Source organism: Nonomuraea polychroma (genome assembly GCF_004011505.1).
In the GTDB taxonomy this organism is placed as follows: domain Bacteria; phylum Actinomycetota; class Actinomycetes; order Streptosporangiales; family Streptosporangiaceae; genus Nonomuraea; species Nonomuraea polychroma.
The window spans coordinates 2791198-2815441 of sequence record NZ_SAUN01000001.1 but is presented as its reverse complement, the minus strand read 5'-3'; the positions used below and the strand labels follow the sequence as shown (position 1 = coordinate 2815441).

At 67.6% G+C, this 24244-nt stretch carries 23 protein-coding genes and 3 pseudogenes; 14 read left to right on the top strand and 12 right to left on the bottom strand.

Translation table 11 applies throughout. The features are described from left to right. Positions 1–540 precede the first annotated feature (540 nt). A pseudogene (locus EDD27_RS56450) lies at positions 541–708 on the top strand (universal stress protein); the annotation flags it as partial. Between the two features lie 141 nt (positions 709–849). Here EDD27_RS56450 and EDD27_RS56445 read toward each other — a convergent pair. From EDD27_RS56445 to EDD27_RS12425, 6 genes are all read right to left on the bottom strand, one after another. Next, the gene (locus tag EDD27_RS56445; protein ID WP_241564955.1) at positions 850–1053 is read right to left on the bottom strand and encodes a hypothetical protein; all 204 of its coding nucleotides are present in this window, start codon (positions 1051–1053) and stop codon (positions 850–852) included. Next, on the bottom strand, positions 1050–1676 hold the full coding sequence (locus EDD27_RS12445) for a hypothetical protein (RefSeq protein WP_127932563.1): 627 nt from the start codon (positions 1674–1676) through the stop codon (positions 1050–1052). Before EDD27_RS12445 ends, EDD27_RS56445 begins: the two co-directional genes overlap by 4 nt. Before the next feature lie 175 nt (positions 1677–1851). Continuing rightward, positions 1852–2049, bottom strand: a complete 198-nt coding sequence (locus EDD27_RS12440; protein ID WP_127932562.1) for a hypothetical protein — start codon at positions 2047–2049, stop codon at positions 1852–1854. Positions 2050–2103: 54 nt separating this feature from the next. After that, positions 2104–2388, bottom strand: coding sequence for a GlsB/YeaQ/YmgE family stress response membrane protein (locus tag EDD27_RS12435; protein WP_127932561.1), 285 nt, complete (start codon positions 2386–2388; stop codon positions 2104–2106). Between the two features lie 259 nt (positions 2389–2647). Continuing rightward, on the bottom strand, positions 2648–3649 hold the full coding sequence (locus tag EDD27_RS12430; protein WP_127932560.1) for an acyl-CoA desaturase: 1002 nt from the start codon (positions 3647–3649) through the stop codon (positions 2648–2650). 712 nt (positions 3650–4361) lie between these two features. Continuing rightward, a complete protein-coding gene (locus tag EDD27_RS12425) occupies positions 4362–4625 on the bottom strand; it encodes a hypothetical protein (protein WP_127932559.1) in 264 nt (87 codons plus the stop codon). A 1189-nt stretch (positions 4626–5814) separates the two neighbouring features. Between EDD27_RS12425 and EDD27_RS12420 the strand changes: the two genes are divergently transcribed. From EDD27_RS12420 to EDD27_RS12400, 5 genes and pseudogenes are all read left to right on the top strand, one after another. Beyond that, positions 5815–6108 (top strand): hypothetical protein, encoded by a 294-nt coding sequence (locus EDD27_RS12420; protein ID WP_127932558.1) that lies wholly within the window; start codon positions 5815–5817, stop codon positions 6106–6108. A 661-nt stretch (positions 6109–6769) separates the two neighbouring features. Beyond that, a complete protein-coding gene (locus EDD27_RS54115) occupies positions 6770–7006 on the top strand; it encodes a LapA family protein (RefSeq protein ID WP_164903588.1) in 237 nt (78 codons plus the stop codon). Positions 7007–7245: 239 nt separating this feature from the next. Next, positions 7246–8131: pseudogene (locus tag EDD27_RS12410) on the top strand (acyl-CoA desaturase). Beyond that, a complete protein-coding gene (locus EDD27_RS12405; protein WP_277750829.1) occupies positions 8128–8508 on the top strand; it encodes a DUF5994 family protein in 381 nt (126 codons plus the stop codon). Before EDD27_RS12410 ends, EDD27_RS12405 begins: the two are co-directional and overlap by 4 nt. A 416-nt stretch (positions 8509–8924) precedes the next feature. Next, complete coding sequence (locus EDD27_RS12400; protein ID WP_127932555.1) at positions 8925–9350, top strand: STAS domain-containing protein; 426 nt, start codon at positions 8925–8927, stop codon at positions 9348–9350. Between the two features lie 528 nt (positions 9351–9878). Here the strand turns inward: EDD27_RS12400 and EDD27_RS12395 are convergent. The 3 genes from EDD27_RS12395 to EDD27_RS12385 all read right to left on the bottom strand — a co-directional run bounded on the left by EDD27_RS12395 (position 9879) and on the right by EDD27_RS12385 (position 12390). Next, entirely contained in the window at positions 9879–10490 is a 612-nt protein-coding gene (locus EDD27_RS12395; RefSeq protein WP_127932554.1) for a hypothetical protein, read from the bottom strand. Between the two features lie 296 nt (positions 10491–10786). Continuing rightward, complete coding sequence (locus EDD27_RS12390) at positions 10787–11620, bottom strand: HARBI1 family protein (RefSeq protein WP_127932553.1); 834 nt, start codon at positions 11618–11620, stop codon at positions 10787–10789. A gap of 545 nt (positions 11621–12165) precedes the next feature. After that, positions 12166–12390, bottom strand: coding sequence for a hypothetical protein (locus EDD27_RS12385; RefSeq protein ID WP_127932552.1), 225 nt, complete (start codon positions 12388–12390; stop codon positions 12166–12168). Between the two features lie 379 nt (positions 12391–12769). Between EDD27_RS12385 and EDD27_RS12380 the strand changes: the two genes are divergently transcribed. Continuing rightward, positions 12770–13330, top strand: coding sequence for a GNAT family N-acetyltransferase (locus tag EDD27_RS12380; RefSeq protein WP_206641374.1), 561 nt, complete (start codon positions 12770–12772; stop codon positions 13328–13330). 449 nt (positions 13331–13779) lie between these two features. Here the strand turns inward: EDD27_RS12380 and EDD27_RS12370 are convergent, their stop codons facing one another. Both EDD27_RS12370 and EDD27_RS12365 read right to left on the bottom strand, forming a co-directional pair. Next, positions 13780–14283 (bottom strand): DUF4352 domain-containing protein, encoded by a 504-nt coding sequence (locus EDD27_RS12370; RefSeq protein ID WP_127932549.1) that lies wholly within the window; start codon positions 14281–14283, stop codon positions 13780–13782. 70 nt (positions 14284–14353) lie between these two features. After that, positions 14354–14785, bottom strand: a complete 432-nt coding sequence (locus tag EDD27_RS12365) for a MarR family winged helix-turn-helix transcriptional regulator (protein ID WP_127932548.1) — start codon at positions 14783–14785, stop codon at positions 14354–14356. Positions 14786–15154: 369 nt separating this feature from the next. Between EDD27_RS12365 and EDD27_RS12360 the strand changes: the two genes are divergently transcribed. The 5 genes from EDD27_RS12360 to EDD27_RS12340 all read left to right on the top strand — a co-directional run bounded on the left by EDD27_RS12360 (position 15155) and on the right by EDD27_RS12340 (position 20000). After that, on the top strand, positions 15155–16108 hold the full coding sequence (locus EDD27_RS12360; RefSeq protein ID WP_127932547.1) for a methionine ABC transporter ATP-binding protein: 954 nt from the start codon (positions 15155–15157) through the stop codon (positions 16106–16108). 64 nt (positions 16109–16172) lie between these two features. Beyond that, a complete protein-coding gene (locus tag EDD27_RS12355; protein WP_206641373.1) occupies positions 16173–16829 on the top strand; it encodes a methionine ABC transporter permease in 657 nt (218 codons plus the stop codon). A gap of 9 nt (positions 16830–16838) precedes the next feature. Continuing rightward, entirely contained in the window at positions 16839–17663 is an 825-nt protein-coding gene (locus EDD27_RS12350; protein WP_127932546.1) for a MetQ/NlpA family ABC transporter substrate-binding protein, read from the top strand. Between the two features lie 136 nt (positions 17664–17799). After that, positions 17800–18384 (top strand): hypothetical protein, encoded by a 585-nt coding sequence (locus EDD27_RS12345; protein WP_127932545.1) that lies wholly within the window; start codon positions 17800–17802, stop codon positions 18382–18384. Between the two features lie 80 nt (positions 18385–18464). Continuing rightward, a complete protein-coding gene (locus tag EDD27_RS12340; protein WP_127932544.1) occupies positions 18465–20000 on the top strand; it encodes an acyl-CoA synthetase in 1536 nt (511 codons plus the stop codon). A gap of 54 nt (positions 20001–20054) precedes the next feature. Here the strand turns inward: EDD27_RS12340 and lon are convergent, their stop codons facing one another. Beyond that, positions 20055–22409: an endopeptidase La gene (gene lon / locus EDD27_RS12335; protein WP_127932543.1), complete on the bottom strand. Its 2355-nt coding sequence runs from the start codon at positions 22407–22409 to the stop codon at positions 20055–20057. Positions 22410–22614: 205 nt separating this feature from the next. Between lon and EDD27_RS12330 the strand changes: the two are divergent. Both EDD27_RS12330 and EDD27_RS12325 read left to right on the top strand, forming a co-directional pair. After that, a pseudogene (locus EDD27_RS12330) lies at positions 22615–22842 on the top strand (response regulator transcription factor); the annotation flags it as partial. Positions 22843–22860: 18 nt separating this feature from the next. Beyond that, entirely contained in the window at positions 22861–24222 is a 1362-nt protein-coding gene (locus tag EDD27_RS12325; protein ID WP_127932542.1) for a phenylacetate--CoA ligase family protein, read from the top strand. Positions 24223–24244: the final 22 nt, after the last annotated feature.

Here is a 24244-nt window from a genome sequence, read left to right as displayed (position 1 = left end):
CTGAATGCCAACGCACGAAATGTCCTCGGTATTTTTATTGTACCTCGTTTCGCGAGACAAGAAGATGCATTACGTTGCCACCGGCGAAATCGGTGCTGTTATCGATTGCGGTGATAACCAGGTCGGCGGCTGCTTGTTTCCTGTTCTCGGTCCGGAAGAGCACCCTTGAGCCAGGCCGCGTTGCGGCCGTAAACGCCGGCCGGGCATGGTGCCCTGGTGACGGCGGATCCACGACTCTCCGGGACGGACACCCGAGAGCCGCTGAAGGGAAACGCTGTGAGTCTGACAAGAAAGATCAAGTCCAAGACGCGGGCTGTCCAGGGTTGGATCATGCTCTACTTCGGCCGCGCCACCGGAAACCAGCACCTGGAGTCGAAAGGCGCGGCCAGCCGACCCGGAAATAATCTGGGGCAGCGCAGTGGAAAGATCAAAGGCATGTTCAAGCGCTGACCGCGGCCACCATCAACGACATCGACGGCAAACGTCCAATGTGCCCGCCGAGGGGCGGGCACATTCCCGCTTCGAGCGATGAGCAAATAGATGGTGCAAATCTGGAGGAGCCATGAATCGTGTCATTTCGTGGGCGCCGAAGGTTCGGCCGCTGCGACGTCGGCCGTCGAGTGGGCGGCCGACGACGCCGGGCGGGCGGAAACCCGGCTGCGCATCGTCCACGCCGTGGACCGTTCATCGTACGAGATCGTGATGTCCTCCAACCCGGGTCCGGGCGATGCCGTCGCCCTCAGCGCGGAGAAGGTGATCGAGGACGTCCGGCGCGGTGGTACGGCCATGAGGCGTCCTGCTCGCCCTGGCCGGAGATGTGATACCCGAGCCGGCGGCCATCGGGGTGAATCAGTCGGCAGGATCGCTGTTGAGCAGCGGCTCGGACAGCACCGGCGGTGCGTCGGGCTGGACCGCAAGGCCGAAAACGAGCTTGTCGGACGGTGGTGGCAGCCTGCTCTTGCCCTCGTTGCCGCGCCTCAGCACGGACTCAGGCGGGAGCGGCGGCAGGTCGGCGGTTTCGTCGAGGCGTTCGTCGTCGTTGTGCATGTTCATGCAGCGTCACCTTGTCTTGAGCCGTTTCGGGAGTCTCCCTGGGATGTCGGCTGGTCGTCGCGGGTGTGGTCGGCGAGCTGAGGGTGATGTTCGCCAGTGTTGTCGAGCAGCTCCTGGAACAGGACGTGGTAGTGCACCATGGCCTGCCGCAGGTCCTCGGTGGAAGCGCTGCCGTGGGCGACGCCCCCACTGATCTCGTGAGCCTGCCGGTAGCGGTGCAGCTTGTGCCCGTGAGCCGCCGGCAATTCTGGTTGCCACCGCTCGAAGTCTTCGGCGGGATATCCGCACTCGGCCATGGCGGCGGTGACCAGCCGATCGGCCGCACGTACCGCGAGGCCCGGCGCGATGGCGAACTGCTTCTGGATCGCTGTCCAGCGTTCGGTGCAGGCCTGATGTGACTCAGAGGTGAGCGGCTTGATGTCGAAGGTGGCTCCCCGCCCTGGCCGGGTAGGCGGTACCTGCTCGGCGCCGCCGCGATGGTTCCCCTCATTCGGGGCGGCTTGTTTTCGGCGGCCGATGTACCGGCGAATGCCTTCCCAGCGCTGCTGCACCATGACGAAGCCGATTGCCGCGACCAGGATCGCCACCACAGCGATGGCGACGATTGTGGTCATCGTGGGCATGTCTGCCTCCAGGAGTTGCTTCTGCCCTCACCGCCTGCCGAAGGCTGGAGGGTGAGAGCAGCGGGTTGGCTCGGGCCGACCTTTCGCCGGCGGGCCGAGGGATGTCAGCTCCCGCGTACGGGCGACAGCGGCGCGCCCAGCCTTGCGTGAGGAACGGTGTGACGGTCGCAGCCGTTCAGCCGTCCCGCCTGGCAGCCGTCCGGCGCTGGTCAGGGCCGGCGGTTGCCGGGAGGCGTGCGAGCCCGAGAGCGCCGCCGAGTATCAGGATGACACCCGCGACGCGCAGGTCCAGGCCGCCCACCGAGCCGTCCGCCAGGGCGAAGGTGAGGATGGCGCCGAAGGCGATCACCGTGAGGGGGCCGCCTATGGGCATCACGCAGCACCTTCGCCCCGGCAGGACCGTGAAGCCCGGGGGTGCTGGGCGAGGTCATCGGCGACCGGCCCGGCGGTCCGGACGCCGACCGCTGATCAGGTGGTGGCCGCCCAGCAGGACTGCCGCGCCGACGATGGCGCAGAGCCAGGTGGACAGGTGGAAGACCACCTGGATGCCGGAGAGGTGCAAGATCTGGGTGGCCACGAGGCCGCCCAGCAGCGCCCCGGCGATACCGAGCACGAAAGTGATGATCAAACCTTGCGGATCCTTGCCGGGGACCAGCAGTCCGGCCACCGCCCCGGCGACCAGTCCGAGGATGATCCAAGCGATGATGCCCATGGCCGAACTCCTTTGGCGGTGCATCGATGGCTGCATGGGATCGGTTTTCCGGACCGGTCGAAGCAGGGGGCCGGCCGCCGCGTGGTTCCGGTGCCGACAGTCGAACTCGTTCACCTTGAGCCAACACCCGCACGTGCCCTGCCGAAACAGGCGATCTGGAAAGGATCCATCTCCAGAACCGATCACCAGGGTTTCGTGTGCACGCAGCGTTCTGAGCTCGGGCATCAGACGGGCTCATCACTGGGTCTGGTGGCGTCGCTCAGTCTCCGGCCGGGGCGCGGGCTTGTGATGGCGGAGCGGCGCGGCGGCGCTGGATGCGGTCGGCGTCGGGCCAGTGCACGTCGCTGGCCCAGCCCAGCCGCTCGAACAGGCGGATCACGGCGGCGGACGGGTCGACTTGGCCCCACTCGAGGGCGTGACGGGCGCAGCTGGGCTCGCTGTGATGGCCGTTGTGCCAACTCTCGCCGAACGACAGCAAGGCCAGCGGCCACACGTTAGTGGAGCGGTCGTGGCGGCGGGTCTTGAACGGCCTGCTGCCGATCACGTGGCACAGGGAATTGACGCTCCAGGTGACGTGCTGCAGCAGCGCGACGCGGATCAACCCGGCCCACAGGAACGCGGTCAACCCGCCGTACAGAGTGCCGGTGATCGCCCACCCGGCCAGGAACGGCAACGCCAGCGACAGCGCACACAACGCGGGAAAAGCGCGGGCCACCCGGACCATGGCCGGATCGGCCAGCAGGTCCGGGGCATAGCGCTCGGCCGAGGTCTGGTCGTCGATGAACAACCAGCCCAGGTGCGCACGGGCAAGCCCCCGAAGCTGCCCGCGCAGGCCGGTGCCGTACCGGTAGGGAGAGTGCGGATCCCCCGGCCGATCAGTGAAGGCGTGATGACGGCGATGCACCGCCACCCAGTCGATCACGTTCCCCTGAAACCCCATCGAACCAGCGACCGCCAACGCCACGCGCAACCATGGCCGCGCGGCGAAGGAGCCATGAGTGAGCAGCCGATGGAACCCGACCGTCACCCCGAGCCCGGTCACCACATACAAGCCCGCAGCCAGCAGCAGATCGGTGAACGCCACTCCCTGCCCCCACCCCAGGACGATCGCGACACCGAGCGCGAAGAACGGCAGGATCACGATCGCCGCCGCCAGCCCGATCTGGGCTCTGCCGGCCGGAGGGTGCTCCTTTGCCCCGGGAAATGGGGATGCGCCGTCATAGCCCAGCCGATCTTTCACCGGCCGTTCGAAAATGGTCATGATGTCTCTTCTGTCTTGTCTATACGGTCCGCCGGTGCACGTAACACCAGCGCCAGGTCGAGCCCGGGTCCAGGGCGGCGACCACCGGGGGGCCGGTTTCCTGGTAGATGAGCCTTGGCATGGCCGCCGCGAATCGTCGCTGCAGGCCACCCACCCGCAGGTCAGGCACACCAGCAACCGCGTCCAGGTCTGGCCGAGGGCCAGACATTCCTTACATTCGGGTAACCCGGGCTCCATGGCCGGGAGCAGATCGACGTGATCGCAACGCGGCGCCTGACCATTCAGACCGGCGCGCGCGGTCGCGCTCGTTCTTTGTGCGTCCAGGGTCATCACGACCCCCTCACCGTGACAGCGACGCAAGCTGCGCCGACTGGTCACCCACCAGTCAAGGTGCTCAGCGAGCCCGCGGAAACACGCAATCCCAGCAAGTCTCATCACCTGCGGCGATAGCGAGCCAGCCGGCACGTTGCCGACGCGCCGTATCTGACACGCAGCCAGCTCGATCCCGCACCTCGACAGAACTCCACCAAGCGATCGAACGGAGTTCCCTGTCACGGACTCCCACGGGGCTCTCGCAGTGAGTGCCGATCAACCTGATCATCCCGGGTGTCGAGCACTTCAACTTGCTCGTCATCCCACCGGTAACACACCCGCCGCCGCTGCCAACGCGCTCGGCATCTGATCACGCGTTTCGGTGCGGACCGCACACCCGTTACGGCTCCCTCCTGGCGAGCGCGTGGTCGGCCTCGGCGCTGAGCATCCGGGCGGCGGCAGCCACCTCAACTAGCTGACCAGGCGTCATCGCCTCAAGACAGACGGCGAGCCGCTGCCGGTCACCGCGGCAGGCCATGCTGGTCGCGTTCTGAAAGGCGAGTGCGCGCGAGGCTGTGCCGATCGCCTTCAAGACGTCGACCAGGGCCTGATCCATGTCATCGTTCGGATCCGGCCGCCGCGGAGGTCGATCATTCATCACCATTCACCGTGCCGTCCTTGAGATTCGAGAGTTGTCCGATCCCGTCGTACCCACCACAGGCCGGGGCTCTGCGCCAGGTGACGGCTGTGGTCAACAGGAGAGCGGCCCCTTCCCACGACACGGCACGAGGGGTGCAGGCGTCAGAACCGTCTGATCGCCCCGGCGATCTCGCGGGCCTGCGGATCGAGGGTGAGCTCGACCGTGCCACCCTGCCCGCACTCACCGGGGCCGGTGGGCCTCGATGACGGGCCGCGACAGCTTCTGCGTCGATCTCAGCGGCCCGGCGTTCTGCGATGTCGGAGGGCTCCGCACCCTGGTCACCGCCGCCGCCGTCAGCGCGGCGGCCACGTTCTGACGTTAGGCTCACCCTCCCCACACGTGCGACGCCTGCTCGAACTCACCGGCTGGCACCAGACGGCCGGTCTTCGGCTGCGGGCACCAGACTCTGCCGGGCCCACCCTGGCTCAGCTCATGAATCACGTGCCCCATCCTGCGATGGGTGAACGCGCGTACCGGCGAGCCTGGCATGGCATACGCGTACGGCATCGGCCAGTACCTCCGAAGCGCTCTCACCGACCTCCTCGCCACCGCGACGCGCCCGGATCAAGACGAGCGCCTGATCGGAGCAACTCATGACGACCCTCTACTCCCGCGCTGAGCAGGTTTCGGCACGAGTGGGCGGGCCATGGAACCGGCCTCTGACGACGTGGAAAGCGCCTCTCCCGGTGCGGCGGCCGGCACGACACTGCTGCTCTTCGCCACGTACTCCCTGATCATGCTCGCCTTTTGACTGGTTGGCACATCCCCCTGGCCGCGTAGCCGTCTTCCTCCGGATGCCGGCCCACCTTCGCGCCGAGGACCGGCCGACCGTTGATGATCGCCGGCAGTCTTCCGGGCCTGAACCGAGGCCCGCGCGAAGCCCTCGGCCGATGCACACGTGTCGGCGACCTTCGTCCCAGGCTCAGGCAGGGCCGGGGAGATCTTTCAGAGAGGCCACTGGATCGTCTTGACCTGCCGGATCGCGACTTTGAGGCCCGCCGGCCCGCAAAATCCGCCGGAGATTTCACCGGCGCAAACCTCCCACCATCTTATGCCGAGAGTGGAATTCGCTAATTTGTGCGAAATTTCCTTGCTATTTATTTCGGATGGGTATTGAATAAGGAATGCAAGTCAAGGAAAAGGGGAGGCTCTTATGAGCTTCGTACAGATTCTGGAATTCGACACCAAACGCGCCGGGGAAGTCGAGTCGCTCATGAACGAGTGGCGGACGCAGACCGAGGGAACGCGCTATGTAAGACGCGAGGTCGTGGCGAAGCACCGCGATCGCCCCGATCACTACGTGGCCGTCGTGGAATTCTCCTCCTACGAGGAGGCCCAGCGTAACAGCAAGCTACCGGAAACCGACCGGTTCAACGCGCACATGGCCAAACTGTGCGAGGGCCCGATCGAGTTCTCCAACTACGATGTGATTCGCGACAAGAGCTGATCACCAGCTGAACGTCGCGAAAAGCTCAACCTGTGCTGTGGCGTGCGAGAAGATTCTCGCGTCATGGCGCAGGCAATTTTTTATGCCAGCCTTCATGCAAAGGAGCTGTCGGCGTTGTAGCGTCCTCCGGCAGCCGGGGATTAACACCGACACCGAGCGCGAAGGGCGGCGGCGTCCGGAGAAATCGGGTTGGGGCCTTCGTGTGGCAGACGCCGGTCGAGGTCGCGGGGGCGAGCCGTTGACGGGCATACCGAGTGGATCAAGCGACTGGGCGCGGCGGACTTCCCTGAGCATCGGGGGCGTGTGCGGCTCCTACGCGCGGGACCGGCATGACGGCAGGCCCGAAGAAGGATCTGGCGGCGCTGACCGCCTGGTCGGCCGCTCTGGTGACCGCCCGCTTGGCGTGCCGGGTCAGTGACGTAGAGTCGAGGTATCCGGAAACGACGACATCCCGCCGCTTTTGAGGTGCCTGCCAGGCCGGCTCACCGAAAGGGTTGTCATGGACATCCTGCACCGCTTCCGTACCAGATCCGGGCCATCTGCTGAGACGGCTGAAGCCGATATGCCCCAAGGCGAGAGCTCACCGGCGTCGGCCGGGCGCCCCGCGGACCCGGGCTCAAGCGCCGAGAACTCCAGGCCGGTGCCCGTCACCCGCACTAGCGTGGCCTGGGCGGGCGTGTGGGCCGCCGCGCTCGTGTCCGTCGCCTTCATCGTGTTCATGCTGCAGAACACCACCCCCGTGCAGGTGTCCTTCCTCGGCCTGCACGGCACGCTGCCGCTCGCGGTCGCGATGCTGATCGCCATGATCAGCGGGATCCTGCTCACCCTGGTGCTCGGCACCGCCCGCATCACCCAGCTCCGTCGCCTGGCCAGTCGGCGCCGCCGCCAGAAGCGCTGACCGGGGAGCACTCCCCACGCATCAGAACGCTTTCGCCACCAAATCGCCCCGGCAGTCCCAAACCAACGCCGGCGGAGTGTAGCCGCTGTGCGCGTGGGCGGGCGGACGGGTTCAAGGGGGCGAAAGGACCTCCGCGTGCGATGAGGGGAATCTGGCATGGCTTCGACTAGTACAAGCGTTGTCGATCGGGAACGGGTCGGCACGGCGCCGATCACGACGGGCGTAACCCGGTCGCGGCGATAGTCGCGTTGTGGGTGTTCGTACTGGTGCCGTTCGCGGCGCTGGCCGCCGCCGTGCCGGTGGCCTGGGGGTGGGGGCTGAGCTGGGCTGACGTGGCGATCGCCGCCGGCGCCTACGTCCTGACCGGGCTCGGCATCACGGTGGGCTTCCACCGCTACCTCACCCACGGCGCGTTCAAGGCAGGCCGGTGGCCGCGGATCGGCCTGGCCGTGGCCGGATCCCTGGCCATTCAGGGCCCGGTCATCCAGTGGGTGGCCGACCACCGGCGCCACCACGGCTTCGCCGACCGCGACGGCGACCCGCACTCGCCCTGGCGCTACGGGCACAGCGTCCGCGGCCTGGCCAAGGGGCTGCTCTTCGCACACATCGGCTGGATGTTCGAGCGTGACCTCACCAACCGGCGGCCCTTCGCCAAGGACCTGCTCGCCGACACCGACATCCGCAGGGTGGACCGGCTGTTCGGGCCGCTGGTCGCGGCATCGCTGCTGCTCCCCCACCATCGGCCTGCTGGCCACCGGCACCTGGCACGGCGCGCTGACCGCGTTCTTCTGGGGCACCCTGATACGGATCGCGATGCTGCACCACATCACCTGGTCGATCAACTCCATCTGCCACGTCTTCGGCGAGCGGCCGCTGAAAACCCGCTCCGGGGAGCAGGCCGCAAACTTCTGGCCGCCGGCGATCCTGTCGTTCGGCGAGAGCTGGCACAACGGCCACCACGCCGACCCCACCTGCGCCCGCCACGGCGTACTGCCCGGCCAGATCGACATCTCCGCCCGGCTGATCCGGCTGCTGGAAAGGCACGGCTGGGCCCACGACGTACGCTGGCCGACCCCGGCACGCCTGGCCGCACGACGCCGCGCACCTTCCCATGACCGGCCCTGAGAAGGCGTCCCGTCAAAGTGGGCTGGTTCCGCACCATCGATCCCCACGTGGTCAACGTGATCATCCCAGGTATCGAGCACCTCAACCTGCTCGTCATCCCACCCGACACCGCACCCGCCGCCGCTCACAAAGCGCTCGCCATAGCCACCCAATGCCGTGATCGCGTGGAGCGACGACGTAGGGGTGGGCCTGGAGGTGGTCGACGCCGCCGGTACCCTGAGCGAGCCGATCTGAACCTAGAACTCGACCTCGCCGTCGGTCACGGTGCCGGCCTGCGGCTGATCCGGCGCCTGTGTGACGAGGTCAGACTCGAAGGCGATGCGGGCAGCGCCCGGCTACACCTGCGCCTGCATCGCCGGGCAGATGCCACGGCCTGACCCCCCAGGGCGAGGAATCGTCCATCGGAGCGCGACGAAGGGCATCCCTTTCTGAACCTGGGTGAACCCCTGTCGCGTGTTGTGTGCGGAGAAGGTGCCCGGCAGGACTCGGTGCGCATCAGAGGCTTGTCCGGTCTGCGGGCCGCGGTTCACGGTGAGGCGTGGCGGCGCGGGACCAGGGAGATCGGCATTGCTCAGGGCAAGGTTCGGCCGCCCGCACCCCGCCAGTGGCTGGTCGGTGATCGCCGGTGGTGATAAGCCTGGCTCAAATCGGTAATTTCCGCTCCGGCGAGCCTGCTGGATGATTCAGATCACTGCACGCACGACACCGCTCACGCTGGCACCCTCGCAACGTGTTCATGCCGCCTCAACCCGCGGCCCTCTTGTCTCCCGTACTCCCCTCGTAGGAGCCCGGCATGAACACCACGCGCGCCGCCAGCACCTCCGCACTCGTGATCGCCGCCCTGATCGAACGACTCGTGATCGCGCTCACCCCGAACACCGCCGCCGACCGGCTCCTGCGCATCACCCCGCTCGCCGAGCGTGCGGGCCTGCGGATCGAGGGCGAGCTCGACCACTCCACCCTGCCCGCCCTGAGGCGGGCGCTGGCCTCAATGACGAGCGACGGTGCCGGCTTCTGCGTCGATCTGAGCGGCCTGACATTCATCGACACCGGCTGCCTGCGCGCCCTCGTCGGCGCCGCCGCCGCGCTCCACGACGACGGCGGCGACCATGTTCTGACGTTGCGCTCGGCTCCCCCACACATGCGACGCCTGCTCGAGCTCACCGGCTGGCACCAAACGCCCGGTCTCCACCTGCAGGCATCGGCGTGCCCCGGCTGACCTACGCCTGACCCAGCTCCACTCATGAGTCCACCTGCCCCGGGGAATGCCCCCGGTGTGGTGCCGCCGGCCACCAGTGCAGCACGGTCACCGACCTCATTCGACCTCATCGCGGAGCCCTATCCCCGCGAGGCCAGCATCCACTGATGCCCCCGATCGGAGCACCTCATGACCACCCTCCATCCGCCCCCCGTCCGCACCTGGCCAGGGTGCTGCGCCTCACCGGCCTGGACCGCAGCTTCCCGATGTACGGCACCACCCCTGGGCAGAGGCGTCGGCAGGGATACGGACAGGGTCGGGCTCGGCCCCGCGACCGCGCGCTGAGACATCGCCCGCACATGGCTTTCGTCGGCGCTGCTCTCCTCGGCCGTCCCGGGCAGAGGAGTCGCCATCGGCGAGAAGACGGCCTTGGCTCTCCTGATGGGGCAACGCCATCGGTCTGACACCTCCGTGAGTTTTCCGTGGCACGGCCACTGGGTGAATCCATCGATCGTGTTTCCGGCCCACGGCCTCCTGAGCGCCCGCGGCCTACCGGCGGGGACCCGCAGTTCCGTGTGGGCGTGTCAGGGGTGCCCGAGCGGCAGCCCGAGCCCGGAGCGGCCGCTGGTCGCCGCCGATGAGGTCGTCGAACAAGGCGTGATAGTGCGTCATGGCCTGCCGCAGTTCCTGGATCGACACCCAACTGCCTGCGGCGCGCCCGCTGATCTCGTGGGCCTGGCGGTAGTGCTCCAGGGTGCGACTGTGTCGCAGCGACAAGTCGGAGGCCTGCTGCGCGAAGTCCTCAGTGCTATAGCCGCGCTTGGCCATGACGGCCCGCACCAGCAGATCGGCCTCGCTGACCGCGGGACCCGGTTCGTTCACGAAACGCTCCTGCACCGCGGCCCACCTGTCGGCATAGCCGCGGCGTGATTCGGGATCGAGCGGCTGTATGTCGAGTGGGCCTGATCGCGTTCGACGGGCTCGCAGCTCACGCTCGGCCGCCCTGCGGTCGCCCGCGGCGGCGACAGTGCGCTCGTACTCGGGGCCGAATCGCTCGCGAAGACGATCTCGACGCCTCCGCAGCAAGAAGAAACCGACGGCCGGCACCACCACCATCACCCCGACGATGACGGCCACCCACATCACGGTCTCGGTGGACATGACCGCCTCCTTCCCAATATCGCCGGCGCATCCCGCCCGAAGGCAGGTAACCGGACACTGTCAGTCAACGCCGTCTGCCCGGCGACGGATATGGGCGTTCGGAGCAAAGCTCATCGCGGGAGCTGATCACCGCTCACGCCCCTGGATGGGCTGAACTGTCGCCTCAGCCCAGGACGGGCACCGTGACGCCGTCGAGATCACCCCGATCCGCGCCCGGCCGGATCCAAGATCTGGATAATGCGCGCATGCCGCTAGTTGATCATGGAGAGAGTCCGACGGCGGGTAGTGACGTGATCTCAGCGAATTGCCGGTAGGTAATTGTGCTCGAAGTGGGTGAGGACAAGCACTGCACGGGCGATGTCGCCGATTCTGCTGGGACTGACGGTGATGTGCTGGAGGGTCCGCCAGCGGCCTTTGAGCAGGGCGAATCCGCGTTCACCGAGACAGCGGAGGGCTCGTAGGAGTCGGTTGTAGGTGCGGTCGTCCGGGCTGAGGATCTGGTTGCCTTCGGGCTGCTTGATCGGCGTGTGAATGCCGATTCCGGCGCCGTCGTAGCCGCTGTCGGCCAGGGTGGGCAGGCCACGTGCGGCTGCGGCGTACAGCGCTCCCAGAACGTGAGCGCGGGCGGCGGTTAGATCGTGAACGGAGCCGAGCTCGACCTCGCCGATCCACAACGGCAGCCCGCTCGGTGCCGACAGTGCTTGAAGGTTTCCGGCGTGCTGGTGGGCCTTGCCCGAATACCACGCCTCGATCGGTTTGCCCTTGACGCTGACGGCCTGCTCGACGCAGCGGTCGATGGGGATCAGCGTGCCGTCCAGGATCACGTGTGACAGTCCTTCGGCCTGGGCACGCTCGAGTGCTTCGGGCAGATCCGGTGCTTGAACTGCGAAAACCTCGATCCCTTCGTGGATGTATCGGTAGGCGGTGGCCCGGGAGACGCGGTGATCGCGGCCGAGCTTGGGGACATCGTGCTCACCTCGGAACCAGCGCAGCACCATGACCGCCTGCCAGAACGGGCTCAAGACGCGGCCGCCTTTCGGGGTGCCACGCAGCTGGCGTTCTTCGTGCAGGAGGCGGGCGACGTACTGAACGAGTGTGCGGGCGCTACAACGACCCCAACGAGCCCGAATGGCCCGTCATTTACCTCGGCGCCGAGCGCGGACAGTTCTCCTGGCACATCACCCCCGAAGACCTGGACCTGTTCCAGCACGTGCAGGTGGTCGACCCCGACGCCATCGAGTGGGACGGACACACCACCGCGGAGAGTGCGAGCGGCTTGCCGCTCTCAGTTCCACGGATCAGTGACGTCGTAGCTTGCTCAACCAGTTCCGCGCCCGTGCCTGGTGGCGCGGGTCACGAGCCATCCGCTTCGCCTTCTCAACCGTCTGCTGCCCCTTCGGGCTGTGCAGATATTTGCGCACTCGATCCATCAATTTCGTCATACATAACCCTCTACCCGGGAGGTCGACTTTATGCCGCTGCCGAGCGGCGGCAAGTGGCCGCCCAAAGCGCTGAACCCGATCTACCAGCAGTACGCCGTGCTGCTGTCATCGCTACGCGGCGGCGTCCACATCGACTTCTGATGACAGCCATCCTGCTTGATCAGCCCCTCAACTGTGGCCGCCCGCGTGGGGCCTTGGATGCGCGCCCCACCAAAGGGTGCGCGGGCGGCCCGCTACGGAACCAGCGGCGGGAGTACGCCGTACGCCCGGAGAAACCCCACGACCACCGCAACTGGGATGATCATCACCAGCGCCACGACACGCGCCCGCCGGTACAGGCGGACCAGCTTGCGCACCTGACGCAGTTCGCGTTCCCGCTCCCGTTGAGCCCGTAACTGGGCGATCTGATGACGGCTCGTCACCTTGAGCCTGCTGCGGTCGATCTCTTGCCGCTTCATGACCTGAATTCTGCCCACCCGCGGCGCACGCCCTACCCCCGGATAGGAGCGCCGTGACCGGCAACTGACGGGTAGTCGCCGCCGGCGGCCGGGCTCGCCGTGTGGCGGCAGCGAGATGTCCTCGATGCGCCCCCAGATTGCGGCCAGCATCCGAATGGGTTTGACGACCAGCATGTACAGGCCTGCGGCGGCTGCGGAGAGCGCGACGATGAGGGCGGAGATGTCGAGGACGATGTCTGACCCTCTGCCAGGCATCGATCCGGGTGAGGTTCATCGCCGCGGCGATGAGTAGCTGCTCGAGATGGATGTTGGCGGTCCCGCGGTAGCGGCATCTGCAATTCGTTGGACGTCTGTCGGACATTCTGCGACCATCCGCACGGTGACAGATGAAGCCGATGGCCAGACGTCGTTCCCCACCAGTCCAAAGCATGTGCGCTTTGTCGAGTTGTCGAGCACTGCGATGTCCGCTCTGCTCGATGGGGATCTGCCCACAGCCAGCAATACGGCTGGGGTCGCTCTGACCGAGTACTTTGTGACAGACAGAGCACGGTGGCTGTGGCGGTTTCGGATCGACCAGATGGCCGCCGATCCCGGCCACGCACGGTGGATGGTGCGGCAGGTGGTAACCGGGCCTGAAGGTGTCGTCATCGGTCACGCCGGATTTCACGGACCGCCCGATGAGGCGGGCATGGTAGAGATCGGCTACTCGGTTGCTCCCGACTTCCGTCGCCAGGGGTATGGCCGAGCCATCCTGATCGAGTTGCTGCGTCGGGCCGCGGCCGAACCGGCGGTCAAGACCGTACGAGCGACGATTAGTCCCGATAACGTGGCGTCCCTGGCCACGATCGCCGGCTTCGGCTTCGTCGAGGTCGGAGAACAGTGGGACGAAGAGGACGGTCTCGAACTCATCTTTGAAGTCCCTGCCAACCGCAGCTGCTAGGTGCAACCAGCCGGTGAAGGTCACCGGTCACAGCATAAGCGACCAAGGGTCGGCATTGGCAGCGGACCGCGTGGGCTTGTCGTTGATCGCAGTTCGCCGCCAGCCAGCCAGCCAAGATCAAAGACTTGGGGTGATCCCCGACCTGATCCTCATCCCGAGCCCCGCCCTCATCCTGTTGCTTTCAGCGGTGAAGCTGGCTCGGCATACAGCTCCTAACATCGGAAAGGCCCGTGATCACTAACGTGATCACGGGGCCTTCCCGTTCGATCTACTGCGCCAACAGCGTCTCTTCCGGGAGGGGCGGGGGCTCTTCGTCGTTCAGCGGCGGCCGCGGTTGGCGAGCTTCACCACAACGAACACGATGCCTCCGATGACCAGCGCGCCGACGGCGAGAAACGCCAAGATCACGAGGAGCTCAGGAAGACCAATGTTCATGCTTAGCCTCCAGATCAGGTGAGAGAGACTCGGACGCCTTGGGAGAACAGCGAGTCGTGCAGCTCGATCTCCGTGGGCTTCATGTTCTTCGGGATGTCGAAGAGCACCACATCCTTGACGCTGTTACCGGGGTTGATCTTCTCGTACAGCGACTTGCTGTCCTTCAGGTAGATGGCAGCCTCCGAGCTGGCCTCGTACTCGCGGCCCTTGGCGTCGAACAGCTTCTGGTTCGCGCCGAAGAACGACCCCGCCTCGTCGCCGATGTTCTTCACCGTGACGTGCACGAGGAGGAACACGCCCTGGGCGTCCGTGCCGAGGAACTCGTTGCCGACCCGGGCCAGTTGCTCGGTCTTGGTGACCTTGAAAGAGAAGTCGCCGTCGCGCACCACCGTGCCGATCCCGGCCGTCTTCGGCTCCTCCGCATTCGGCTCTTCCGACGTCGTCTTCTTCTTGGGCCGTGATCGGCGGCCTGCTGCTTGGCGTGAACCCGCATTGATCCTGATCCCGAGCCTCGCCATGATCCTGTTGATCTGCGGTGGACCGAACAACGGGTTCCACGCGATGGATCAGTGACGACCGGCGGCGGGGTCAGCCCGCGCCGTGGGACTCGTCGGTGATCAGCAGGGCCTCCAGCTCCTTGAGCAGCGCCACCGCCCGGTCGGCGTCCGCCGGGTCCGGCACCGCTCGCCGCACCACCTCTTCCACCGGCGTCGTCGCGCGCCGGAACAGCGCGTGCATGGCGGCATCGGCCACCCGGACCTGGGTGCGGCGGCCGTCGGCAGGGTCGGGGCCGGTCTCCAGGATGCCGCGCTCCCGCATCCGGGCCACCGAGGCGGAGACGTGGCTCTGGGCGAACCCCGTGCGGGCCTGGATCTCCCCCACCGCGCTGCCCGCGTGCCGCAGCACGTCCTCGAAGACCGCCTCCTCTCCGGGCGTCAGCATCGGCCGGTCGTCGTCGTCCGCGGGCTTGGACAGCTCCACAAGCCGCCGTCCCAGCCTGCGCAATCTCGCGATGTTCATGACGGCATATTACATCGCTACCGATACATCTCTACCGATGGAAGCCGGTCCGTGACACAGATCACGAGGCGGATGAGGAATAGCGGGATCTCACCATGTCGTTTGCAACGGCGTGAACGAGGCATACGCGAACGAGCACGGCGCCCACCGGGCCGCCGCGTGTTGTCGCATGCGTATGGGGCGAATGCCGGCCCGCTAGACAAGACCGTCCGCCCGTTCTCCTCGAAGGTCATCATGATCGCACCTGGTTTCGTGCTGCGCAGGCTGAGCCACCTGCCGTTCCACCCCGGCACGCGCTGACCCGGCCGCCATCACCGGCATCTGTTCGTCCCAGCGGCCCCGGGCCGCTCTCAGTCGTGGGGATTTTCCGTGATCCAGGCTTCTGGCCTGCGCAAGCAGTACGGCGAGACCGTCGCTCTCGACGGCGTCGACCTGCACGTGCGCGAAGGCGAGATCTACGGCGTGCTCGGCCAGAGCGGCGCCGGCAAAAGCACCCTGCTGCGCTGTGTCAACCTGCTCGAACGCCCCACCGCGGGCACCGTCATCGTGGCCGGCCAGGACCTGACCGCGCTGCGCGACGCCGAGCTGAACCGGGCCAGGCAGCGCATCGGCATGATCCACCAGCACTTCGCCCTGCTGTCCTCGCGCACGGTGGCGGGCAACATCGCCTTCCCGCTGGAGGTCATGGGCGTGCCGCGAGCCGAGCGCGAGCGCCGCGTCGGCGAGCTGCTGGAGCTGGTCGGGCTCGAAGGCCGCGGCAAGGACCGCCCCCACCAGCTGTCCGGCGGGCAGAAGCAGCGGGTCGGCATCGCCAGGGCACTCGCGGGCAACCCGTCCGTGCTGCTGTCCGACGAGGCCACCTCCGCGCTGGACCCGGCCACCACCCAGTCGATCCTGGCGCTGCTCAAGCGGCTCAACGCCGAGCTCGGCCTGACGATCCTGCTCATCACCCACGAGATGAACGTCGTCAAGAGCGTCTGCGACTCCGCGGCCATCATGGCGCGCGGCCGCATCGAGGAGTCTGGCTCCATCGCCGACCTCATCAAGACGCCCGGATCCCGCCTGACCAGGGAGATCTTCCCGCTTCCCGAGCCCGCCCCGGCCGGCTCGGTCACGCTGACGTTCACCGGCGATCCGCGGCAACCGGTGGTGTCGGAGGTCGTGCGGAAGTTCGACGTGGACCTGAGCATCCTGGGCGGCTCGATCGAGGACCTCGCCGGCGGCTCCGTCGGCCGGTTGCGCGTGTCGCTCGACGGCACCGACGCCCCCGCCGCGCTCGCGTACCTGCGCGGCTCCGGCCTGATCGTGGAGGAGGCCTCGTGAGCGAGCGAAGCGAGAGAACAATGAGACACAGCACGTTCGTCACGAGGCCGACGGAGGAGGCCTCGTGACGTGGGAAGAGATGCTGCCGTTGCTCTGGCCGGCGACGCTGGAGACGGCGCAGATGGTCGGCTGGTCGGCGGTGTTCACGCTGCTGCTCGGGTTGCCGCTGGGCGTGGCGCTGGTGGTGTTCGACCGGGACGGGCTGCGGCCGGCGCCCGCGCTCAAGTCGGCGCTCGGGTTCGTGGTGAACATCGGCCGGTCGCTGCCGTTCATCGTGCTGATGATCGCGATCATCCCGTTCACCCGGCTCGTCGTCGGCACCACCATCGGGACGGCCGCCTTCGTCGTGCCGCTCACCGTCGGGGCGGTGCCGTTCTTCGCCCGGCTGGTCGAGACCGCGCTCAGGGAGGTCGGCACGGACGTCGTGCAGGCCGCCCAAGCCATGGGCGCGAGCCGGACCACCATCGTGCGCAAGGTCCTGCTGCCCGAGGCCCTGCCCGGGCTGGTGGCGGGCCTGACCGTGACGGTCGTCGCGCTCATCGGATACTCCGCCATGGCCGGCACGCTCGGCGGCGGGGGGCTCGGGGACCTGGCCGTCCGGTACGGCTACCAGCGCTTCGAGACCCTCCTGATGATCGTGACGGTCGTCCTTCTCCTCGTGATCGTGCAACTCCTGCAGAGCCTGGGCGACTGGGTCGCTCGGCGCCTATCGCACAAGTAAGGAAACAAAATGAAATTTCGTGCCATTGCGGGTGCTGTCGCACTAGCCCTGTCGCTCGCCGCATGCGGTACGTCGCAGTCCGCCACCAGCACGGCGGCCGAAGGAGCCGACACGGTGCTCAAGGTGGGCGCCAGCCCCGTGCCCCACGCCGAGATCCTCAACTACGTCAAGGAGAATCTGGCGCCGGCCGCCGGCCTGAAGCTGGAGGTCGTCGAGTTCACCGACTACGTCCAGCCGAACGTGCAGCTCGACGAGGGCCAGCTGACCGCGAACTTCTTCCAGCACAAGCCGTACCTGGACGACTTCAACTCCTCCAAGGGCACCGAGCTGAGCTTCGTCACCCCGGTCCACCTGGAGCCGCTCGGCGTGTACTCCAAGAAGATCACCGCGCTGTCCGCGCTGGCGAGCGGCGCCACCGTGGCCGTGCCCAACGACGCCACGAACCTCGGCCGCGCGCTCAAGCTGCTCGCCGACCACGGCCTCGTCACGCTCAAGGACGGCGCGGGCACCGCGGCGACCGAGCGCGACGTGGTAGAGAACCCGAAGAACCTGCAGTTCAAGCCGCTGGAGGCGGCGCAGCTGCCGCGGTCGCTCGACGACGTGGACGCCGCGGTGATCAACGGCAACTACGCCATCGAGGCCGGGCTCAAGCCCGCCACCCAGGCTCTGGCCCTGGAGAAGACCGAGAGCAACCCGTACGTCAACGGGCTCGTCGTCAAGACCGGCCACGAGAAGGACGCGAACATCGTCACCCTCGGCAAGCTGCTGCAGGACCAGAAGGTCAAGGACTTCATCAAGCAGAAGTACGCGGGTTCCGTGATCGCCGCGGAATGATATTGAAAACGCGCCGCCGAAACAGGAATAATCTCTTATCACACTGGTTCAGGCGTCAAGTGAATTGCAAGTGCGGCGCAATTAGGCGGACGTAGGAATGCCGGGTCAGCAAAACCTCTCCCGAGGAGGACCCAAAGTGCGATTCGTTTCACGAATCCTGCTCGGCGTCACCGCCGCCACGTTGGTGGCGATCGGCGCACCGGTCGCCGCCAACGCCACCACCACGTCGGCATCATCCGCCGCGAGCTCGTACGACGCGGCGTGGGGACCCTATTACTCCGGCGATCACAAGGCCAAGGCCTACGGCCACGTGAGCGTCGAGAAGAAGGCGTTCAAGTTCTGGTACTGGAAGTGGATCACCGTCAAGAAGGAGATCTGCTGGAAGGACAAGAAGGGCGACAAGCACTGCAAGTGGGTGGAGAAGAAGGTCAAGAAGCGCTTCTGGGAGTGGCGCCACGACCACTTCTTCAAGGTCCACAGCACGCTCCACAACGCCAAGTGGTGGGGCAAGAAGAAGTGCGCGTGGGAAACGTTCAAGGTCGTGAACAAGAACGGCTCGGCGTACTTCAAGAGCTTCCGCAACTGCTCGAAGCACCCGCAGGAGTTCACCTTCTACGGTAAGAACGCCGCGCACATCTACGTGGACGTGAGCCGGGGCAACCGGCACCAGCCGACCGGCTACCACTCCGGCTGGAAGGACGTCTACCACGCGGCGGCCTGACCGCCCCCTTCTCGGAGCCGCGGCCTCAAGGGCGAGGTCGCGGCTTCCGTGCTGCCGGTCGGCCGAATAGTGTTCGGATCATGTATCCGGGAGCCATCGCAGCAGTCAGCCCAGACAAGCCCGCTGTGATCATGGCGGGCTCCGGACGGATCATCACCCACCGCGAGCTGGACGAGGAGTCCAACCGCCTGGCCCACCTGTTCCGCGCGGCCGGGCTGCGCCCGGGCGACCACATCGCCTTCATGCTGCCCAACCATCCCCTCTTCCTGGCCGTCGCCTGGGCGGCGCACCGTTCGGGCCTCTACTACACGCCGATCAACTCCCGGCTGCGGACCGACGAGGTGGCGTACATCATCGGCAACTGCGGCGCGCGGGCGTTCATCTCGAGCGCGGACCTGGCCGGCGTCGCCACCTCGATCACCGCCACCACGCCCCGGGTCGAGCTGCGTCTCATGATGGACGGCACGGCCGACGGGTTCGACTCGTACGAGGAGGCGGTCGCCAAGCAGCCGAGCAGCCCGATCGACGACGAGTGCACCGGCGCGGACATGCTCTACTCCTCCGGCACCACCGGCCGGCCCAAGGGCGTCAAGGTGACCGCCACGCACGGCCCGCTCACCGAGCCCGGCATGCTGTTCAAGCTCATCCAGGCGTTGTTCGCGCCGTCGGCGGACAGCGTCTACCTCTCGCCGGCGCCGCTCTACCACGCCGCCCCGCTGCGGTACTGCCTGACGTTCCAGCGCTTCGGCGCCACCGTGGTGGTGATGGAGCGCTTCGACCCCGAGCGGTATCTGCAGGCGGTCGAGCGGTACCAGGTGACGCACTCGCAGCTCGTGCCCACGATGTTCATCAAGATGCTCAAACTGCCGGAAGAGATTCGGACAAAATACGATATTTCATCGCTCCAGCATGCGATCCATGCCGCCGCTCCCTGCCCCGTCCCCGTCAAGGAGCAGATGATCGACTGGTGGGGGCCGATCATCCACGAGTACTACGCGGGCACCGAGGGCAACGGCTTCCTCTACGTCAACGCACAGGACTGGCTGCGGCACAAGGGCACGGTCGGCCGCTCCCTCCTCGGCGTCGTGCACATCCTCGACGAGGACGGCGACGACCTGCCGCCGGGCGAGCACGGCACGGTCTACTTCGAGAACGGCGGCACGTTCGAATACCACGGCGACCCGGACAAGACCCGCGCCGCACGCGACCCGCAGGGCCGCGGCTGGACCACGCTGGGCGACATCGGCTACCTGGACGACGAGGGTTTCCTGTATCTCACCGACCGCCGCTCGTACATGATCATTTCCGGCGGGGTGAACATCTACCCGCAGGAGGCCGAGAACGTGTTGTCGGTGCACCCGAATGTGGCCGACGTGGCGGTGTTCGGGGTGCCGGACGAGGAGATGGGCGAGCAGGTCAAGGCCGTGGTCGAGCCGATGTCCATGGACGAGGCGGGGCCGGAGCTGGAGGCGGAGCTGATCGCGTACTGCCGCGAGCGCCTGGCCCACTACAAGTGCCCCAAGTCCGTGGACTTCCGCGCGGAGCTGCCCCGCCACCCGACGGGCAAGCTCTATAAGCGGCTGCTCAGGGACGAATACTGGCCGGCCCGTACGTAGGCATGCCGCTGCCCGCCGCACCTGGTGGGGTGGGGCGGGCAGCGGGTGCCACGGTCACGCCGCGGCGGTGGCGACCTGCGCCGGGGCGAGCGCGAGGTCCAGGACCTCGCGCACGTCGCTGACCGGGTGGATGGTCAGCTCGTCGCGGACCTCCGCGGGCACGTCGTCCAGGTCCGGCTCGTTGCGGGCCGGGATGAGGACGGTGGTGATGCCCGCCCGGTGCGCGGCCAGCAGCTTCTGCTTGACGCCGCCGATCGGCAGGACCCGCCCGGTCAGGGAGATCTCGCCGGTCATGGCCACGTCGCTGCGGACCAGCCGCCCGGACAGGAGCGAGGCCAGCGCGGTCGTCAGCGTCACGCCAGCTGACGGCCCGTCCTTGGGCACGGCGCCCGCCGGGAAGTGCACATGCACGGAGCGGTCCTTCAGCGCGGTGACCGGCAGCTCCAGCTCCGCGCCGTGCGAGCGCAGGTACGACAGCGCGATCCGGGCCGACTCCTTCATCACGTCGCCCAGCTGGCCGGTCAGCGTGAGCCCGGTCTCGCCGGTCTCCGGGTCGGCCAGCGACGCCTCGACGTAGAGCACGTCACCCCCGGCCCCGGTGACCGCCAGGCCCGTGGCCACGCCCGGCACCGAGGTGCGCTGCGAGGTCTCGGGCAACGAGGACTCGGGCACGAACCGCGGCCGGCCGAGGTAGCCGACCAGGTCGCCCTCGCCGACGGTGACGGGCAGCTCGTCATTGGCCGCCACCTTGCGCAGGATCCTGGCCACCGCGCGCTCCAGCGAGCGCACGCCGGCCTCGCGGGTGTACTCGGCGGCCAGCTTGCGCAGCGCGCCGTCCTCGACGCTCACCTCCTCGGCGCTCAGCCCGGCCAGCTCCAGCTGCCGCGGCAGCAGGTGGTCGCGGGCGATCGCGACCTTCTCGTCCTCGGTGTAGCCGTCGAGCGTGACGACCTCCATCCGGTCGAGCAGCGGCCCGGGGATGGCCTCCAGGACGTTGGCCGTGGCCAGGAAGAGCACGTCGGACAGGTCGAGCTCGACCTCGAGGTAGTGGTCGCGGAACGTGTGGTTCTGCGCCGGGTCGAGCACCTCCAGCAGGGCGGCCGTCGGGTCGCCGCGGTAGTCGGCGCCGACCTTGTCGACCTCGTCGAGCAGGACGACCGGGTTCATCGAACCGGCCTCGCGGATGGCGCGGACGATGCGGCCGGGCAGCGCGCCGACGTAGGTGCGCCGGTGGCCGCGGATCTCCGCCTCGTCGCGGACGCCGCCGAGCGCGACGCGGACGAACTTGCGGCCCATCGCGCGCGCCACGGATTCGCCCAGCGAGGTCTTGCCGACCCCGGGAGGACCGGCGAGGGCGAGCACGGCGCCGCTGCGGCGGCCGCCCACCACGCCGAGCCCCTTGTCCTGGCGGCGCTTGCGCACGGCCAGGTGCTCGATGATGCGGTCCTTGACGTCGGACAGACCGGTGTGGTCGGCGTCGAGCACAGTCCGCGCGCCGGTGATGTCGTAGTTGTCCTCGGTCCGCGTGTTCCAGGGGATGTCGAGGACGGTGTCGAGCCAGGTGCGGATCCAGCCGGTCTCGGGCGACTGGTCGGAGGTCCGCTCCAGCTTGTCGACCTCCTTGAGCGCGGCCTCGCGCACCTTCTCAGGCAGGTCGGCGGCCTCGACGCGGGCCCGGTAGTCCTCTTCCTCGGTCTCGGTGTCGCCGTTGAGCTCCTTGAGCTCCTTGCGCACGGCGGCGAGCTGCTGGCGCAGCAGGAACTCGCGCTGCTGCTTCTCCATGCCCTCCTGGACGTCCTTGCGGATCGTCTCGGCGACGTCGAGCTCGGCCAGGTGCTCGCGGGACCACTCGATCAGCTTGGCCAGCCGGTCGGCCGGGTCGGCGGCTTCGAGCAGCTCCACCTTCTGCGCCGTGGTGAGCCAAGGGGTGTAGCCGGAGCTGTCGGCCAGCAGCGACGGGTCCTCGATCTGGTTGACCTGGTCGACCACCTGCCATGCGCCGCGCTTCTGCAGGATCGTGGTGGCCAGGGCCTTGTACTCCTTGGCCAGCTCATGCGCGCGCTCCCCGGCGGGGACGGTGTCGATCGTGTCGGCCGCGACCCACAGCGCGGCACCGGGGCCGGTGGTGCCGATGCCCACGCGGACGCGGTTGACGCCGCGGACCACCGCGGCGGGCTCGCCACCGGGCAGCCTCCCGACCTGCTCCACAACGGCCTGCACGCCGATCGGGCCGTAACGGCCGTCGATCCGGGGAACGAGGAGGACCCGCGGCTTGTTGCCACCGGATGCACGGGCCGCGTCTATGGCTGCGCGCACCTCGGAGTCGGACAGGTCCAGCGGGACCACCATGCCCGGCAGGACGACCTCGTCGTCCAGCGGCAGGACCGGGAGGGTCAAGCTCTCACTCATGCGAACTCCAAAGGGTTGAGTTATACCGACTCAATTCATTGGAGCCTCACATTGTTCCCTTCCTTGTTGATGTTCGCTCACGGCGATCGTAATCATGTAAGCGATACCTAAAGGTGATACCTGGGATCAGACCTTGGTCTGACGCCATCGAGGGGTCGCGATCGTAAGCTTGAGCAGGTGATCTCCGTCCAAGCTGGGCGCGCCCCCGGCCGGCGGTGGCAGGCGGATGGCCGAGCTGACCGAGCGCGAGACGGAGGTGCTCACGCTGGTCGCGCAGGCGCTGCCCAACCAGGAGATCGCGGAGAAGTTGTTCGTGGCGGAGCAGACGGTCAAGACGCATGTCGGGCGAGTGCTCATGAAACTGGGGCTGCGTGACCGGGCCCAGGCGATCGTGTTCGCCTACGAGAGCGGGCTGGTGCGTCCTGGGGAGTGAGCGCCGTACAGTCGGTTGATGGACCCGGTTGAGCTCTTCCATCAGGTGGCGGCGACCGTTCCCGCCTACAGGGCCTTTCTGGCGGAGCACGCCATCGATCCCGCCGAAGTCACGACATTTCAAGACTTCGAGCGGTTGCCGATGACCACGAAGGACTCCTACACCCTCCGCCACCCCCTGCCGGACCTCTGCAGGAACGGTGAGATCGGCGACATGATCGCGGTGTCGTCGGGCTCGACAGGCGAGCCGTCGTTCTGGCCGCGCTCGGCGGCGGACGAGCGCGTGATCGCCGCCCGGTTCGAGGAGGTCTTCCGCGACTCGTTCGCCGCCCGGGAGCGCCGGACGCTGGCCGTGGTCTGCTTCGCGCTCGGCACCTGGGTGGGCGGCCTGTTCACCGTCAACTGCTGCCGCCACCTGGCCGAACGCGGCTACCCCATCACCGTGGTCGCGCCCGGCACGGACCGCAGGGAGATCGCGCGCGTGCTGCCGGAGCTGGCCCCGTACTTCGACCAGGTGGTGCTCCTGGGCTACCCGCCGTTCCTGAAGAACGTCATCGACACCGAGCACCTGCCCTGGGCCGCCTGGAACATCAAACTCGTCACGGCGGGCGAGGTGTTCAGCGAGCAGTGGCGCACGCTGGTCGCCGAGCGGGCCGGGATCGCCGACCCGGTACGCGGCATCGCCTCCCTGTACGGCACCGCCGACGCGGGCGTGCTGGGCAACGAGACCGCGCTGTCCGTCGAGATCCGCCGCTTCCTGTCGGACCGCCCGGACACGGCGAGGGCGCTGTTCGGGGAGTCGCGGCTGCCGACGCTCGTCCAGTACGACCCGGAGGTGCGCTTCTTCGAGGAGCACGAGGGCACGCTGCTCTTCTCGGGCGACAACGGCATTCCGCTCATCCGCTACCACATCGCCGACGAGGGCGGCGTGATCCCGTACGAGCGCCTGCTGGACTTCGTCCGGCGGCACGGCTTCGAGCCGACCGTGCCGGGCCCGGAGCGGCCCTTCGTGTACGTGTTCGGCCGCAGTCATTTCACGGTCTCGTACTACGGCGCGAACGTCTTTCCCGAGAACATCGCGGTCGGCCTGGAGCAGCCCGAGGTCGCCGGCTGGGTGACGGGCAAGTTCGTGATGGAGGTGGTGGAGGACGCCGGCCGCGACCGGCATCTGACGGTGACGGTGGAGCTGATGCCGGGCGAGAAGCCCTCGGACGAGACGGCGCAGGCCGTGGGCGCGTCGATCCTGGCCCAGCTGCTGCGGCTGAACAGCGAGTTCGCCGCCTACGTGCCGCCGGCCCAGCAGATGCCCTTCATCCGCCTCCGCGAGGCCGGCGACCCGGAGTACTTCCCCCCGGGCGCCAAACACCGCTACGCCCGCTGACCGCGTTCGGGTACCTCTCGCC

Bases quoted from the DNA above. Each gene is read 5' to 3' on its own strand.
- EDD27_RS12340 (WP_127932544.1), top strand. From the start codon at position 18,465: ATGTATCCGGGAGCCATCGCAGCAGTCAGCCCAGACAAGCCCGCTGTG.
- EDD27_RS12445 (WP_127932563.1), bottom strand. From the start codon at position 1,676: ATGCCCACGATGACCACAATCGTCGCCATCGCTGTGGTGGCGATCCTG.
- EDD27_RS12440 (WP_127932562.1), bottom strand. From the start codon at position 2,049: ATGCCCATAGGCGGCCCCCTCACGGTGATCGCCTTCGGCGCCATCCTC.
- EDD27_RS12385 (WP_127932552.1), bottom strand. From the start codon at position 12,390: ATGAAGCGGCAAGAGATCGACCGCAGCAGGCTCAAGGTGACGAGCCGT.
- lon (WP_127932543.1), bottom strand. From the start codon at position 22,409: ATGAGTGAGAGCTTGACCCTCCCGGTCCTGCCGCTGGACGACGAGGTC.
- EDD27_RS56445 (WP_241564955.1), bottom strand. From the start codon at position 1,053: ATGAACATGCACAACGACGACGAACGCCTCGACGAAACCGCCGACCTG.
- EDD27_RS12435 (WP_127932561.1), bottom strand. From the start codon at position 2,388: ATGGGCATCATCGCTTGGATCATCCTCGGACTGGTCGCCGGGGCGGTG.
- EDD27_RS12395 (WP_127932554.1), bottom strand. From the start codon at position 10,490: ATGTCCACCGAGACCGTGATGTGGGTGGCCGTCATCGTCGGGGTGATG.
- EDD27_RS12425 (WP_127932559.1), bottom strand. From the start codon at position 4,625: ATGGTGATGAATGATCGACCTCCGCGGCGGCCGGATCCGAACGATGAC.
- EDD27_RS12430 (WP_127932560.1), bottom strand. From the start codon at position 3,649: ATGACCATTTTCGAACGGCCGGTGAAAGATCGGCTGGGCTATGACGGC.
- EDD27_RS12325 (WP_127932542.1), top strand. From the start codon at position 22,861: ATGGACCCGGTTGAGCTCTTCCATCAGGTGGCGGCGACCGTTCCCGCC.
- EDD27_RS12365 (WP_127932548.1), bottom strand. From the start codon at position 14,785: ATGAACATCGCGAGATTGCGCAGGCTGGGACGGCGGCTTGTGGAGCTG.
- EDD27_RS12370 (WP_127932549.1), bottom strand. From the start codon at position 14,283: ATGGCGAGGCTCGGGATCAGGATCAATGCGGGTTCACGCCAAGCAGCA.
- EDD27_RS12350 (WP_127932546.1), top strand. From the start codon at position 16,839: ATGAAATTTCGTGCCATTGCGGGTGCTGTCGCACTAGCCCTGTCGCTC.
- EDD27_RS12400 (WP_127932555.1), top strand. From the start codon at position 8,925: ATGAACACCACGCGCGCCGCCAGCACCTCCGCACTCGTGATCGCCGCC.
- EDD27_RS12420 (WP_127932558.1), top strand. From the start codon at position 5,815: ATGAGCTTCGTACAGATTCTGGAATTCGACACCAAACGCGCCGGGGAA.